Source organism: Cellulomonas triticagri (assembly GCF_003696205.1).
GTDB classification, from domain to species: Bacteria; Actinomycetota; Actinomycetes; order Actinomycetales; family Cellulomonadaceae; genus Cellulomonas; species Cellulomonas triticagri.
Map to the genome: position 1 here is coordinate 1 of NZ_RFFI01000113.1, position 14,427 is coordinate 14,427.

At 73.9% G+C, this 14,427-nt stretch carries 14 protein-coding genes; 9 read left to right on the forward strand and 5 right to left on the reverse strand.

Features of this window, described 5'->3' with window-relative positions:
* From EBM89_RS16550 to EBM89_RS16560, 3 genes are all read right to left on the reverse strand, one after another.
* The coding region (locus EBM89_RS16550) for an ABC transporter ATP-binding protein (protein ID WP_147463590.1) at positions 1–791 on the reverse strand (791 nt) is incomplete at its 3' end.
* A gap of 85 nt (positions 792–876) precedes the next feature.
* The gene (locus EBM89_RS16555) at positions 877–1,968 is read right to left on the reverse strand and encodes a sensor histidine kinase (protein ID WP_439647198.1); all 1,092 of its coding nucleotides are present in this window, start codon (positions 1,966–1,968) and stop codon (positions 877–879) included.
* A 2-nt stretch (positions 1,969–1,970) separates the two neighbouring features.
* Positions 1,971–2,747, reverse strand: coding sequence for a response regulator transcription factor (locus EBM89_RS16560; RefSeq protein ID WP_122150756.1), 777 nt, complete (start codon positions 2,745–2,747; stop codon positions 1,971–1,973).
* Between the two features lie 174 nt (positions 2,748–2,921).
* Between EBM89_RS16560 and EBM89_RS16565 the strand changes: the two genes are divergently transcribed.
* From EBM89_RS16565 to EBM89_RS16575, 3 genes are all read left to right on the forward strand, one after another.
* Positions 2,922–4,259 carry a hemolysin family protein gene (locus EBM89_RS16565; protein ID WP_122150757.1) on the forward strand — a complete coding sequence of 446 codons (1,338 nt, stop codon included), beginning with the start codon at positions 2,922–2,924 and terminating at the stop codon, positions 4,257–4,259.
* Positions 4,256–5,302, forward strand: coding sequence for a hemolysin family protein (locus EBM89_RS16570; RefSeq protein WP_122150758.1), 1,047 nt, complete (start codon positions 4,256–4,258; stop codon positions 5,300–5,302). Before EBM89_RS16565 ends, EBM89_RS16570 begins: the two co-directional genes overlap by 4 nt.
* A gap of 248 nt (positions 5,303–5,550) precedes the next feature.
* Positions 5,551–6,429, forward strand: coding sequence for a M15 family metallopeptidase (locus tag EBM89_RS16575; protein ID WP_158609703.1), 879 nt, complete (start codon positions 5,551–5,553; stop codon positions 6,427–6,429).
* Between the two features lie 94 nt (positions 6,430–6,523).
* Here the strand turns inward: EBM89_RS16575 and EBM89_RS16580 are convergent, their stop codons facing one another.
* Positions 6,524–7,450 carry an aldose 1-epimerase family protein gene (locus tag EBM89_RS16580; protein WP_122150767.1) on the reverse strand — a complete coding sequence of 309 codons (927 nt, stop codon included), beginning with the start codon at positions 7,448–7,450 and terminating at the stop codon, positions 6,524–6,526.
* 89 nt (positions 7,451–7,539) lie between these two features.
* Between EBM89_RS16580 and prfB the strand changes: the two genes are divergently transcribed.
* From prfB to EBM89_RS16610, 6 genes are all read left to right on the forward strand, one after another.
* Positions 7,540–8,652 (forward strand): peptide chain release factor 2, encoded by a 1,113-nt coding sequence (gene prfB / locus EBM89_RS16585; RefSeq protein WP_122150760.1) that lies wholly within the window; start codon positions 7,540–7,542, stop codon positions 8,650–8,652.
* 184 nt (positions 8,653–8,836) lie between these two features.
* Positions 8,837–9,526: a cell division ATP-binding protein FtsE gene (gene ftsE, locus EBM89_RS16590; protein ID WP_122150761.1), complete on the forward strand. Its 690-nt coding sequence runs from the start codon at positions 8,837–8,839 to the stop codon at positions 9,524–9,526.
* A gap of 12 nt (positions 9,527–9,538) precedes the next feature.
* Positions 9,539–10,456 carry a permease-like cell division protein FtsX gene (gene ftsX / locus EBM89_RS16595; RefSeq protein ID WP_122150762.1) on the forward strand — a complete coding sequence of 306 codons (918 nt, stop codon included), beginning with the start codon at positions 9,539–9,541 and terminating at the stop codon, positions 10,454–10,456.
* 1 nt (position 10,457) lies between these two features.
* Complete coding sequence (locus EBM89_RS16600; protein WP_122150763.1) at positions 10,458–11,792, forward strand: M23 family metallopeptidase; 1,335 nt, start codon at positions 10,458–10,460, stop codon at positions 11,790–11,792.
* 89 nt (positions 11,793–11,881) lie between these two features.
* Entirely contained in the window at positions 11,882–12,352 is a 471-nt protein-coding gene (gene smpB / locus EBM89_RS16605; protein WP_122150764.1) for an SsrA-binding protein SmpB, read from the forward strand.
* An 82-nt stretch (positions 12,353–12,434) separates the two neighbouring features.
* On the forward strand, positions 12,435–13,058 hold the full coding sequence (locus EBM89_RS16610; RefSeq protein ID WP_158609704.1) for a ScbR family autoregulator-binding transcription factor: 624 nt from the start codon (positions 12,435–12,437) through the stop codon (positions 13,056–13,058).
* A 64-nt stretch (positions 13,059–13,122) separates the two neighbouring features.
* Here EBM89_RS16610 and EBM89_RS16615 read toward each other — a convergent pair whose 3' ends face one another.
* The gene (locus EBM89_RS16615; protein ID WP_122150766.1) at positions 13,123–14,070 is read right to left on the reverse strand and encodes an AfsA-related hotdog domain-containing protein; all 948 of its coding nucleotides are present in this window, start codon (positions 14,068–14,070) and stop codon (positions 13,123–13,125) included.
* Between the last annotated feature and the right edge of the window lie 357 nt (positions 14,071–14,427).

A 14,427-nucleotide genomic window follows, 5' to 3' on the forward strand; every position in this document is an offset into this window, starting at 1 on the left:
CCGACGAGCTCGGCGGCGCCGGGTGCGCCGGTCCCGGCGGCGCGGCGCCACCCCGCCCGGGCCACCAGGGCGTCGAGCCCGGCGGCGTCGGGGGAGGCCACGCGGACGCGCGGCTCGGCGAGCGCACCGAGCTCGGCCAGCGTGGAGGCGTGCACGAGGCGGCCCCCGGCGATGATGACGACGTCGTCCACGGTCTGCTGCACCTCGGACAGGACGTGCGAGGACACCAGGACGGTGCGGCCCTGCGCGGCGAGCGCCCGCAGCAGGTCGCGCAGCCAGCGGATGCCCTCCGGGTCGAGGCCGTTGGCCGGCTCGTCGAGCAGCAGCACCGGCGGGTCGCCCAGCAGCGTCGTGGCGAGCGCGAGCCGCTGCCGCATGCCGAGCGAGAAACCGCCGACCCGGCGCCGCGCGGCGGAGCCGAGGCCCACCAGGTCGAGGACCTCGTCGGCCCGGCGGTCCGGGACCCCGGCCTGCGGCGCGAAGATCCGCAGGTGGTCGCGGGCGGTCCGCCCGGGGTGGAAGTCGGCGGCCTCCAGGGCGGCGCCGATGGTGCGGGTGGGTCGCTCCAGGTCGGTGTAGCGGCGGCCGCCGACCGTGGCGGTGCCGCTGGTGGGCGTGACCAGGCCCAGCAGCATCCGCAGGGTGGTGGTCTTGCCGGCGCCGTTCGGTCCGAGGAAGCCGGTGACCCGGCCGGGGCGGACCGTGAAGGTCAGGTCGTCGACCGCGCGGACCTGTCCGAACGTCTTCGTGAGGTGGGAGACCTCGATGGCGTGCGTCGCGTCGGGTGGCATGTCTCGACCCTAGGAGCGCGGGGTGCCCCGCCACCATCCGTCGCGAGGTGGGTCCCGCGGGTCCGTCGCGAGACGGAGGAGCAGGTCAGAACGCGGCGATCGTGGGCCGGGACGTGCGGCGCGACGGCAGCATGACGCGCATGGTGCAGCCGGTCGGGGTGTCCGCGACCTCGACGGTCCCGCCGTGCAGGGTCACCGCCCACCGCACGATGGACAGGCCGAGCCCGGTGCCGCCGGTGGAGATCTGCCCGGTGATGGCGGGGGTGTTGCCGCGCGCGAACCGCTCGAAGACGCGTTCGCGCTGGTCGGCGGCGATACCGGGGCCGTCGTCGACGACGTCGAGCCGCACCCAGCCCCCGGCCCGCGCGGCCTCCAGCCGCACCTGAGCGCCCTTCGGGGAGTGCCGGACGGCGTTCTGCACCAGGTTCGCGACGATCTGGTGCAGGCGCTCGCGGTCGGCGGGCAGCGTGAGGTCGGGCGGGTCCACGACGACGGGGAACGAGAGGTCCTTGGACGCGCCGACGAGGCGGCCCTCCTGCGCGGCCTCCTCGAGGAACTGCTGCATCGGGACGTCGGCGACCTGCAGGTCGACGGCGCCCGCCTCCAGGCGGGACAGGTCGAGCAGCGTGGCGACCAGGCGGCTGAGCCGCTGGGTCTGCGCGAGCGCGGCCCGCATGGCCTCGGGGTCGGGGTCCTCGACGCCGTCCACGATGTTCTCGAGCTGGGCCTGCAGCGCGGTGACGGGGGTACGCAGCTCGTGCGAGACGTTGGCGACCATCTCGCGGCGGACGGAGTCGACCTGCTGCAGGTCGTCGGCCATCCGGTTGAACGCCGACGCGAGCTGCCCGACCTCGTCCCGGCTGGTGGCGCGGACCCGGCGGCTGTAGTCGCCTGCGGCCATCGCCCGGGCGGCCGAGGTCATCTCGCGCAGCGGCGACGTCATGCCGCGGGCGAGCACCTGGGTCATGACGAGCGCGAGCACGATGACGACGGGGAAGGTCCGGCTCGGGCCCAGCGCGTTGTTCAGGCCGATCCAGGTGAGCAGCGCCGCGACGAACACGGCCGCCGCCACGAGGACGCCGAGCTTGATCTTGATGGACCGCAGCCGGTCCAGCGGACGCACGTCCGGCAGCCGGCTCATCCGGGCCGGGCGCTGGTGGCGCGGGGGAGCGGGCACGCTCACGCTCCCGCGGCCCCGCCCGCGGGCTCCAGGGCGTACCCGACGCCGTGCACGGTGCGGATCAGGTCGGCGCCGAGCTTCCTGCGCAGAGCCTTCACATGCGAGTCGACCGTGCGCGTGCCGGAGGCGTCCACCCAGTCCCAGACCTCGGCCAGCAGGCGCTCGCGGGTGAGCACGGTGCGGGGGCTCGCGGCGAGCGCGAGCAGCAGGTCGAACTCGGTCGGCGTGAGGTGCACCTCCTCGCCCGCGCGGTGCACGCGGCGCTGCGCGCGGTCGATGACGACGTCGCCCACCTGCACCGGCGGCTCGGACTCGGGGGCCCCGGCGGTGCGCTCGGCGGCGAGCGCGGCGCGCTGCTGGCGGCGCAGCAGAGCCTTGACGCGGGCGACGAGCTCGCGCATCGAGAACGGCTTGGTCATGTAGTCGTCGGCACCCACGCCGAGGCCGATGAGCATGTCGGTCTCGTCGTCGCGGGCCGTCAGCATCAGCACCGGCACCGGGCGCTCGGCCTGGATGCGGCGGCACACCTCGAGCCCGTCGATGCCGGGGAGCATGACGTCGAGCACGACGACGTCGGGCGCGAGCCGGGCCGCGGCCTCGACGGCCTGCAGGCCGTCGCCGACGGTCTCGACCTGCCAGCCCTCGGCGGACAGCCGGCGCGCGACGGCGGTCGCGATGGCCGGCTCGTCCTCGACGACGAGCACCGACGTGGACGCGGCGCCGGGGGCGCCCGCGGGGGAGCCGGCGGCGCCGCCGGGGCGGGATGCGAACGACATGCTGCCAGCGTAGGACCCGCGTGTGGAGGTTTCGTATGATCTGGCCACCATGAGCAGCTCAAGTCGCTGCCGGCGAGCGCCCCGGGCCGACGAGCCCGGGGGCGACGAAGCCGGCCCCTCCTGCCTCTCCTCCCTCCCCGTCGCGGTGCGCGCGCACCGGGCCGGGGGTGACCCGTGCTGACCGACTGGCTGCTGGTCGCGCTGGGCGTCGTGCTCACCGGCGGCACCGCGGTGTTCGTCGCCGCGGAGTTCTCGCTGGTGACCCTCGACCCCGGCATCGTCGAGTCGCAGACGCGCCCGGACGACCGGCGGGGCCGCAGCGTGCTCGCCGCCCTGCACCGGCTGTCCACGGAGCTGTCCGGCGCGCAGGTCGGCATCACCGTGACCACGGTGCTGCTCGGCTACACGACGCAGCCCGCCGTGAACGCGCTGCTGGCCGAGCCGCTGCGCGGGTCGTTCCTCGGGCCCGTGCTCGGCGGGGCGCTGGCCGTGGTGCTGACCCTCGTGCTGGTCAACGGGTTCTCCATGCTGTTCGGCGAGCTCGTCCCGAAGAACTTCGCGATCAGCCGTCCCCTGGGCACGGCGCGGCAGGTCGCGCCGCTGCAGCGCGGGTTCACCGCGGGCCTGCGGCCGCTGATCGCCCTGTTCAACAACAGCGCCAACTGGCTGCTGCGCCGGTTCGGCGTCGAGCCGCGCGAGGAGCTGTCCGGCGGCCGCTCGCCGCAGGAGCTCGCCGCGCTGGTGAAGCGCTCCGCGCAGGTCGGCACCCTCGACGCCTCGACGGCGACGCTGCTGACCAACTCGATCGAGTTCTCGGAGCTGACCGCGGTGGACGTGATGACCGACCGGCAGCGCGTGGTGGTGCTGCGCCGCGACGACACCGCGACGGACGTCGTGCGGCTGTCCCGCGAGACGGGGCACTCGCGGTTCCCGGTGATCGGCGACGACTCGGACGACATCGTGGGCCTGGTGCACCTGCGCCGGGCCGTGGGCGTCCCGCACGACCGGCGCGACGAGGTCCCCGCGGCCGCGCTGATGGTCGAGGCGCCGCGCGTGCCTGAGACGGTGCACCTGGGCCCGCTCCTGGTCGAGCTGCGCGACCACGGGTTGCAGATGGCCGTCGTCGTGGACGAGTACGGCGGCACCTCCGGGGTCGTGACGCTGGAGGACGTCGTGGAGGAGCTGGTGGGCGACGTAGCGGACGAGCACGACCGGCGCCGCACCGCGGCGTCGCGGCGCTCGGACGGCGCGTGGATGGTGTCCGGGCTGCTGCGCCCGGACGAGCTCGCCGAGACCACCGGCCTGGAGGTGCCTGAGGACGTCCGGTACGAGACGCTCGGCGGCCTGGTGATGGCCGCGCTCGGGCGGGTGCCGGAGGTCGGCGACGAGGTCGCGTCCGGGGACGTGCTGCTCCAGGTGGAGTCGATGGCGCGGCGCCGGGTCGAGCGGGTGCTGGTCCGGCCCGCCGCCACGGCGTCGGCGGCGCCGGCCGCGGACGGGGGTGCGGCGTGAGCAACGGCGTCGCCCTCGCCCTGGCCGTGGCCCTGCTGGCCGGCAACGCGTTCTTCGTCGCGGCGGAGTTCGCGATCATCTCGGCCCGTCGCTCGTCGATCGAGCCGCTCGCGCACGCCGGGGACCGCCGGGCGGCCACCGTGCTGTGGGCCATGGAGCACGTGTCGTTGATGCTGGCGTGCGCGCAGCTCGGCGTCACGGTGTGCTCCACCAGCCTCGGCCTGGTGGCCGAGCCCGCCATCGCGCACCTGATCGAGGACCCGCTGCACGCGCTCGGCGTGAGCCCGTCGCTCACGCACCCGATCGCGTTCGTGGTCGCGCTGCTGGTCGTGGTGTACCTGCACGTGGTGCTGGGGGAGATGGTCCCCAAGAACCTCGCCGTGTCCGGGCCGGACCGCGCGGTGATGGTGTTCGGCCCGCCGCTCGTGTGGCTGGCCCGGGTGGTCAAGCCGGTGATCGTCGCGCTCAACTGGGTGGCGAACCACGTGCTGCGGCTGTTCCGGGTCGACCCGCGCGACGAGGTCGCCTCGGCGTTCACCGCCCAGGAGGTGCAGTCCATCGTCGAGCAGTCCCAGGCGGAGGGGCTGCTGGACGACGAGCAGGGCCTGCTGTCCGGTGCGCTGGAGTTCTCCGACCGCACCGCCGCCGACGTCATGGTGCCGCTCGCGGACCTCGTGACCGTGCCTGGCGACGTCACGCCCGACGAGGTCGAGCGGCTGGTCGGGCGCACGGGGTACAGCCGGTTCCCGGTGCTCGGGGCCGGCGGTGCCCCCGCGGGCTACCTGCACGTGAAGGACGTCCTGTACGCCGACGACGAGACCCGGCGGATGCCGGTGCCGACGTGGCGGGTGCGGGCGCTCGCCGTCGTCGCGCCCGGCGACGAGGTCGAGGAGGCGCTCGCGGCGATGCAGCGGTCGGGGGTGCACCTGGCGCGCGTCGAGGACGGCGGGCGGCCCGTGGGCGTGGTGTTCCTGGAGGACATCCTCGAGGAGCTCGTCGGCGAGGTGCGGGACGCGATGCAGCGCGGTGTCATCCGGCGGTGAGGGTCTCGTGCTGCTCCGAACGGGGGACCTTCGTCACTCGTGGGGGTGGTCGCGGTGGGTGAACGAGCGCGACACGCCGATGATCCGGCGACCAGATCCGGGCGGAGGCTTGGACGGATCCCGTCCGCCCGTTATGGTTTCGTGATCGTCCTCCCCGGAACGCCGGCAACCCCCCTTCGCCGTGCGCCGTCGCGGGCCGGGTGGACACGCTCTCTCGTCCCCCGTCCCGCGTGAGTCCCGGAGGTCCCGTGGCGCAGCACCACGTGCAGCCCGCCGCCACGGGCACCCCTACCCGCCGCCAGCTGCGTGAGGCGGGACGCACCGCCCCCGCCGCGCCGGTCGCCGCGGGCACCACCCCCGCCGGGGACGCCGCACGTCCCGAGCGGATCGAGCGCACCGAGTCCCGCCGCACCAGCCCGCTGGCGCGCTGGGGCACCCGCGCCGGGGTCCTCGTGACGCTCGCCGCCATCACGGTCGCGATCCCGCTGGCGCAGCGCCCCGCGAGCAGCGGCGCCGAGACGTTCACGGACGCCGAGGCCGACGCCACGCTGCCGGACACCGTCCAGGCGCTGACGTCCTCGGCCACGTCGGTGCTGCCGCCCGCCTCCCTGGTGTCGGGCGACGCGACGGCGCTGCGCGCGCAGGTCGACGTCTCCCGCAGCGCCGACCGCGAGGTCCTGCCCGGGTGCAGCGGCGAGGCCGGGACCGCCAGCGCCAACGGCCAGCTGCCGTCGAGCGACCTGTGCTACCTCTGGGACGGCAAGACCCAGATCCGCGCGGACGCCGCCGAGGCGCTCGCCGAGCTCAACTCGATGTGGGTCACCCGGTTCGGCACGGACCTGTGCCTGTCCAGCGGGTACCGGACCCTCGCGGAGCAGCGCGCGGTCAAGGCGCAGAAGGGCGGCCTCGCGGCCCCCGCCGGACGCAGCAACCACGGCTGGGGGCTGGCGATCGACCTGTGCAGCTCGCAGACCACGGGTGCGCAGTGGGAGTGGCTGAACGAGAACGCGCCGGTGTTCGGCTGGGAGAACCCGGCCTGGGCGCGCCCGGGCGGCAGCGGCCCGTACGAGCGCTGGCACTGGGAGTACACCAAGGGCGTCATGGCGGACGGCGAGTACTACGGCTGACCCCGACCCCCGCTGCATGTGAGAAGGGCCCGTCCGGCGACCGGACGGGCCCTTCTCGTGCCCGGGCCGCCGCGCGGGCGGCCCGGGATGCGGCTCACACCAGGGTCATGCCCCAGGTGACCTCGTGCGTGGTGCCCGGCTCCAGCCGGACCAGGCGCTCGCCGGTGCGGAACGCGTCGGCGATGCAGCTCATCGGCTCCGCCGCGACGCCGCCCCGGTCGATGCGCGGGATGCCGTTGCCGGTGCACACCTGCCAGGTGTCCATCGAGCCGTCCATCCACATCGCGGCCGCGCGGCCGTCGGGGGACGCCAGCACGATCCACGACAGGCCGTCGGCGTCGCGGGTGACGTCGACGAACGCGTCGTCCAGCGCGACCCCGGCGAGGGGCTGCGGCGTGGTGCGGTCCTCGGCGCCGGACAGCGGGCGGGTGCCGGTGGGCAGCAGGCGGTCGTCGACCGTGACCTGGGAGGTGGCGTCCACCCGGAGCGTGCAGTCGTCCACGGCGGCGTCGCCGGGGGACAGCCAGGGGTGGAACCCGATCCCGTACGGCGCGGCGGTGCGGTCGAGGTTGGTGGTGGCGACGTGCACGCGCAGCCCGGCGTCGGACAGCGCGTACGTCACCTCGACGCGCAGCGACCACGGGTAGCCCGGCGTGGGGACGAGGTCGTGCCGCAGGGTGACCGAGGTGTCGCCGTCGGGGCCGGTGGTGCTCGCGACCTTCTCGTACCGCACCTGGGCGACCAGCCCGTGCAGCGCGGTGGAGCGGTCGGGCTCGGTGACGGGGACCTGGTACTCGACGCCGTCCCAGGTGTACTGCCCGTCGCGCAGCCGGTTCGGCCACGGGGCGAGGACCGCGCCGGAGTAGGCGGGGGCGAGCTCGGACTCCCCGAACGGCAGGGTGACGTCCCGGCCGCCGACGGCGTAGGTGCGGACGCTCGCGCCCACCTCCGCGATCGTGGCGCGGTGCTCACCGTGCGCGAGGAGGTGCTGACGGCCGGAGGGTGCGACTGCGATGTTCACGCTCACACCGTAGTGGCAGCGCTCCCGGGGGTGGACCCCGGACGGGTGGTGCACGCGGTCGCCCGCCGCAGCCGGTAGCCTGGACCGTCGTGGCAGCCACCGACTTCCCCGCCGAGATCCGCGACCTGCGCAGCACCCTGCAGACGATCCAGGCGGTGTCCGACCCCACGGTCCTCAAGGCCCGGATCGCCGACCTCTCCGAGCAGGCGTCCGCACCCGACCTGTGGGACGACCCCGACGCGGCGCAGAAGATCACCAGCGCCCTGTCCGCCGCGCAGTCCGAGCTGGACCGCGTGAGCAAGCTGGGCGGGCGCATCGACGACCTCGAGACCCTGGTCGAGATGGCCACCGAGATGGACGACGCCGACACCCTCGCGGAGGCCGACGCCGAGCTCGTCGGCATCCGCAGGGACCTGGGCGAGCTCGAGGTCCGCACCCTGCTCGCGGGGGAGTACGACCAGCGCGAGGCCGTCGTCACGATCCGCGCGGGCGCCGGTGGCGTCGACGCCGCGGACTTCGCCGAGATGCTCATGCGCATGTACCTGCGCTGGGCCGAGCGGCACGGCTACCCGACGACGGTGCTCGACACCTCGTACGCGGAGGAGGCGGGCCTGAAGTCCGCGACCTTCGAGGTGAAGGCGCCGTACGCGTTCGGCCACCTGTCGGTCGAGGCCGGGACGCACCGCCTGGTGCGCATCTCGCCGTTCGACAACCAGGGCCGTCGCCAGACGTCGTTCGCGGCGGTCGAGGTCATCCCGCTCATCGAGCAGAGCGACGACAACATCGAGATCCCCGAGTCGGAGATCAAGGTCGACGTGTTCCGCTCGTCCGGCCCGGGCGGGCAGTCGGTCAACACGACCGACTCCGCGGTCCGCATGACGCACATCCCGACCGGCATCGTCGTGTCGATGCAGAACGAGAAGTCGCAGATCCAGAACCGCGCCGCCGCGCTGCGCGTGCTCCAGTCCCGCCTGCTGCTCGTCCGCAAGGCCGAGGAGGACGCGAAGAAGAAGGAGCTCGCGGGCGACATCAAGGCGTCCTGGGGCGACCAGATGCGGTCCTACGTGCTGCACCCGTACCAGATGGTCAAGGACCTGCGCACGGAGCACGAGGTCGGCAACACCTCGGCGGTCTTCGACGGCGACATCGACGGGTTCATCGAGGCCGGCATCCGCTGGCGCCGGTCCGCCGAGAGCGCCTGACGACGGGCCGCCCGCCGCGTGACGGCGGGCGGAACCGGGCGAATCGCCCAGCGGCGGGGCCGTGCGCGGACTCACAGGTTCCGCGGCGGCGTGTCACGACCGGGTCACGGCGGCGTGCTGCCTACGCTCGACGCGGCCGGACGGCACGACCCTCCCATCCCCGAGCACCGGCCCCTGTGCAGCTGTGATCAGATTCGAGAACGTCACCAAGGTCTACGCGCGCGGCGCCCGCCCCGCGCTGGACAGCATCAGCCTCGAGGTGGAGCGCGGCGAGTTCGTGTTCCTCGTCGGCGCGTCCGGCTCCGGGAAGTCGACCTTCCTGCGCCTCGCCCTGCGCGAGGAGCGCCCGTCCGCGGGCAAGGTCTTCGTCGCGGGCAAGGACCTCACCACGCTGTCCACCTGGAAGGTCCCGCACCTGCGCCGCCAGATCGGCGCGGTGTTCCAGGACTTCCGCCTGCTGCACAACAAGACGGTCTTCGAGAACGTGGCGTTCGCGCTGCAGGTGATCGGCAAGCCGCGGCACCACATCCTCACCACCGTGCCCGACGTCCTGGAGATGGTCGGCCTCGCGGGCAAGGAGAAGCGGCGCCCGCACGAGCTGTCCGGCGGTGAGCAGCAGCGCGTCGCCATCGCGCGCGCGTTCGTGAACCGGCCGTCGATCCTGCTCGCCGACGAGCCCACCGGCAACCTCGACCCGACGACCTCCCTGGGGATCATGCGCCTGCTCGACCGGATCAACCGCACGGGCACCACGGTGGTCATGGCGACGCACGACGACGAGATCGTCGACCAGATGCGCAAGCGCGTCGTGGAGCTGTCCGGCGGCGAGATGGTGCGCGACCAGTCGCGCGGCGTCTACGGCTCGGACCGCTGAGGGGGGATCGACGTGCGACTGCAGTTCATCCTCTCCGAGATCGGCATCGGCCTGCGCCGGAACCTGTCGATGACGATCTCCGTCGTCCTGGTGACCTTCGTGTCGCTCACCTTCGTCGGCGCGGCCGCGCTGCTGCAGCTTCAGATCGTCAAGATGCAGGACGACTGGTACGACAAGGTCGAGGTCGCGGTCTACCTCTGCCCGGCGGGGGAGTCCTCCGCGCCGACCTGCGCCGGCGGCGAGGTCACCGACGAGCAGAAGGACGCGATCATGGCGGCGCTCGACGCCCCCGACGTCGCGCCGTACGTCGAGGAGGTCTTCGAGGAGTCGAAGGAGCAGGCGTTCGAGACGTTCCAGCGGCAGTTCGAGGGCCAGTTCTGGGCGCAGGTCACCACCGTGGACGACATGAACGAGTCGCTGCGGATCAAGCTCTCCGACCCCGAGCAGTTCGAGGTCGTCGCCGACGTGCTCCAGGGCCGCCAGGGCGTCGAGCGCGTCCAGGACCAGCGCGACCTGTACAACTCCCTGTTCCGGGTGCTGAACAGCGCGACCCTGCTGTCCCTCGGCCTCGCCGGGGTGATGCTGCTCGCGGCGGTGCTGCTCATCACGACGACCATCCGGCTGTCGGCGCTGAGCCGCCGCCGGGAGACCGGCATCATGCGGATGGTCGGCGCGTCCAACCTGTTCATCCAGCTGCCGTTCATGCTCGAGGGCGCGATCGCGGCGACGATCGGCGCGGTGCTGTCCGTGGCCGGGCTGTGGGCCGGGACGCGCTACCTCATCACCGACTGGCTCGGCGGGCAGGTCGCGTGGATCCCGTACGTCACCACCAACGAGGTCTGGCAGGTCGCGCCGTTCCTCGTGGGCGCCGCGATCCTGCTGGCGGCGATCTCGTCGCTGGTCACCCTGAGCCGCTACACGAAGGTCTGAGATGACGACGACGACCCGCAACCGCCGACCCCGCGGCTTCCGGCTGCTCGCCGGATCCGTCGCCGGGGCGCTCGCCGTCCTCGTCGGCCTCACGGCGGCGGGCCCGGCGGTCGGCGACGACCTGGACGACAAGCAGTCGAACCTGGAGTCGCAGCAGGCCGCCAAGGACCAGCAGCTCGCCGACGCGGAGGCCGCCCTCGAGGGGCTGAGCGACCAGCTGCGGCAGGTGGCCGCCGAGCTCGTGGCCATCCAGGCGCAGCTCCCGGCCGCGCAGGCCGCGCTCACCGAGGCCGAGAACAAGCTCGCCGGGTTCGAGCGGGAGGCGGCGCTCATCGCCGCGCGGCTGCAGGACGCCGAGGAGCAGGAGGTGTCGATCAGCGCGACCATCGACTCCGACTCCGCGCGCGCCGACGAGATCCGCGGGCAGATCGGCCGGATGGCGCGTGAGGCGTACCAGGGCGGCCCCGGACTGTCGGGGCTGAGCATCGTCGTCGGGGCGGAGAGCGTCGAGGACTTCACCGAGCAGTTCAGCCTGGCGACCACCGCGCAGCGCGCGCAGAGCCAGGTGCTCGACGAGCTCGCGACCATCGAGGCGGACAACCGGAACAGCCAGGCCCGTCTGTCGGCCGTGCGGGAGAAGATCGCCGACCTGAAGGCGGAGGCGGACCAGAAGGTCGCCGAGGCCGAGGTCGCCCGCCAGGAGGCCGCGGACCGCAAGGCCGAGGTCGAGGACCTGATCGCCCAGCAGGCCGCGAAGCAGAAGCAGGTCGAGGGCCAGAAGGCCGCCGCGCAGGCCGAGGTCGACAAGATCGACTCCGAGCGCGCCGCGATCAGCAGCGAGATCGAGAAGGTCGCCGCCGAGCGCCGCGCCCGCGCCGCCGCCGCCGGGCAGGCACCGCCCGCCCCGAGCGGCTCGGTCGGCTCCGGTGCCCTGTTCGGCAACCCCACGTCGATCAACCCGATCTACGTGACCAGCGAGTACGGGATGCGCCTGCACCCGATCCTCGGCTACTACCGGCTGCACGCCGGCATCGACCTGCGCACCTACTGCGGCACCCCCATCTACGCGGGCCGTGACGGCACCGTGCAGTGGGCGAAGTGGCGCAACGGGTTCGGCAACCAGGTGATGGTCGACCACGGGTTCGTCAACGGGAACTCGCTGATGACCTCGTACAACCACATGACGAGCTTCGTCGTCGGGGCCGGGCAGTCCGTGTCGCGCGGCCAGCTGCTCGGGTACTCGGGCAACACCGGGACCTCGGCGGCGTGCCACCTGCACTTCGAGGTCTACGTCAACGGGGCGACCGTGAACCCGCGGCCGCTGCTCGGCCTCTAGCGGAATCCGGTGGGCGCCGGGCGGCGCGGCCGATAGGCTGCTGCGTCGCGCGTCCGCCGGGGACGCGCACCACCAGCACAGGAGGAGTCATGGCGAAGCAGGGCGGCCGGTCGCTCGTCGCGTCCAACCGCAAGGCGCGCCACGACTACACGATCGAGGACGTCTTCGAGGCCGGGGTCGTGCTCAGCGGCACCGAGGTGAAGGCGCTGCGCGCCGGCCGGGCGTCGCTGGTGGACGGCTGGTGCACCATCGACGGCGGCGAGGCGTGGCTCGAGGGCGTGCACATCCCGGAGTACGCGCAGGGCACCTGGACCAACCACGCGCCGCGCCGCAAGCGCAAGCTGCTGCTGCACCGCGCGGAGATCGACCGGCTCGAGGCGAAGACCCGCGAGAAGGGGCAGACCATCGTCCCGCTGTCGCTGTACTTCCTCGACGGGCGGGCGAAGGTCGAGATCGCGCTCGCCCGCGGCAAGCGCGAGTACGACAAGCGCCAGGCCCTGCGGGAGCGGCAGGACAACATGGAGGCCGTCCGCGCCATGCGGGAGAAGCGCGACCGCTAGTCTCACGCGGAGCAGGCCGGGTGATCGGTGAGTGGGCCGATCGTTGCTAGGTTCTCCCCGACCGGACACGAGGGAGACCCAGGTGGTGCAGCAGGCGCGGGCAGTCGCGACGCGGCGGGCGATCGTCGAGGCGGCGTCCGCGGAGTTCATCGAGCACGGGTTCGCGGGCGCGAGCATCGCCGACATCGCCGCGCGTGCGGGGGTGACCAAGGGCAGCATGTACTTCCACTTCAAGTCGAAGGACCTGCTGGCCCAGGCGGTCATCGAGCGCCAGCGCGAGGCCAACGCCGAGCTGCAGTCGCGGTTCGCGGGCACCGACCTGTCCGCGCTCGCCGTGCTCGTGTCGATGGTGCGCGTGCTCGGGGAGCTCATGCGCCAGGACGTCGTGGTGCTGGCCGCGATGCGGCTCGCCGTCGAGGTGCCGTCGGGGGACGACCGCGGGCCCACCTACGACGCCTGGGGCGCGCCGACGCGTGAGGTGATCGTGCAGGCCGTCGCGCAGGGGGACCTGCGGGAGACCGTCGACCCGGACGTGCTGTCGCGGTTCCTCGTCGCCGCGTTCACGGGGCTGCAGACCGCGTCGTTCGCATCGAGCCGCCTGGTGGACCTGCCGGAGCGGCTGCGGGAGATGTGGGGGCTGCTGCTGCCCGGCATCGTCGCGCCGGGCCGGGAGCACCTGATCCCGGACGTGCTGCTGCGCTCCTGACGCGGGCACGGCGGCCTCGCGCCGCGGCGGTGGCTGGTGCCGCCCCGGCGCGTGGTGCCGCCCGTCAGGCCGCGGGGGTGCCCAGGTGGTGCGGGGTCGGTGCGGGGCTGGGGGTCGGCGCCAGGTTCGCGGCCGGGGCGCACGCGCGGCGCACCGGGTCGACCGGCTCGGTGCCGCAGACGATGACCGCGGCGGCCCCGTCGCCCTGGACGATCCGGGTCCGGGTGCCCGAGCCCGCCTCGACGGGCTCGCGCTCGGCCTGCACGGTCGCGGCGTCGGTGAGCTCGACGTAGCGGGTGCACCGGATGTCCACCGCGGTGACGACGGGTGCCGCGGTGAGCAGCAGGTGCGCGGTCACGGCGGCGCGCGCCAGGTGCATGGCGGGCAGGTGGTCGACGCCGTGGTCGAACGTCATCCGGTCGTCGGCGTCCCAGCCGAGCGTGGCGTCGAGCGCCCCGGGCGTGGTGCGCACGTCCAGCAGCACGCTCGGGTCGTGCCGCTGCTCGACGTCCTGCCACGTCGCGGCACCGGAGCGCAGCCGGGCGTGCACGCGGGGGTCGACGCACTGCAGGTCGCCGGAGGCGTGCGCCACCACGACGTCGTCGATCGTGACCGTCGCGTCGAACTGGTGCTGCACGAGCGTGCCGCGCCGGTGCTCCGCGTGCAGGGTGCGGAACGCGAACCGGGCGGGGACGTCGCCGGTGAGCGCGCTCGGGTCGGCGGTCCACCGCATCGCGACCCGGGTGGCGACGAACGCGTGGCCGAGCGGCACGCCCCCCGCCACGTGCGCGAGCGCGGTGCCGGCCTGCCGGAACGCCTCCAGGGCGAGCAGCACGGCGCTCTGCTGCGCGTAGACCGGGTGCTCGGTGCCGAGCGGGAGCGTGACGCCGACCGTCCAGGTGGTCTGCGGGTCGAGCGTCGCGCCCTCGTGGGGTGCGTGGACGTCGGTGACGAGCACCGCCCAGGGGTCGAGCTTGTGGACGTACCGCTGGTCGAAGCTGCTGCGATGCATGGTGTGACCTCCGAAGGACCGGGCACCGGTTGCGCCCCCGTGCCCCGGACGCTAATCGCGCGCGCGAGGCGGAACAAGGCGGTCGGTCGGTTTGTCCCCCGGACGCCGGTGTCACCCTTCCGTCTCGTTGACGCGGTGCCATCGCGGGGCGCACACTGGAACAAGTCGGACGCCCGGTATGTTTCGCGCCGGGCCGCCGCGCCGACCGCACGGAGGAGGGCCGCATGTCCGAGCGCACCGCAGGCGTCCCCACCCTGCCCGGCCGGGCCGCGCGCCTGGTCGGGGCCACGGCGCTGCGCGTCGACGGGGACGGACCGGTCGCCCGGGCCGCGGCCGCGCACCTCGCCGCCGCCGGGT

What these genes read in the sequence shown, in the direction of transcription:
- EBM89_RS16560 (WP_122150756.1), bottom strand. Translation starts at nt 2,747, where the DNA reads ATGTCGTTCGCATCCCGCCCCGGCGGCGCCGCCGGCTCCCCCGCGGGC.
- EBM89_RS16600 (WP_122150763.1), top strand. Translation starts at nt 10,458, where the DNA reads ATGACGACGACGACCCGCAACCGCCGACCCCGCGGCTTCCGGCTGCTC.
- smpB (WP_122150764.1), top strand. Translation starts at nt 11,882, where the DNA reads ATGGCGAAGCAGGGCGGCCGGTCGCTCGTCGCGTCCAACCGCAAGGCG.
- EBM89_RS16615 (WP_122150766.1), bottom strand. Translation starts at nt 14,070, where the DNA reads ATGCATCGCAGCAGCTTCGACCAGCGGTACGTCCACAAGCTCGACCCC.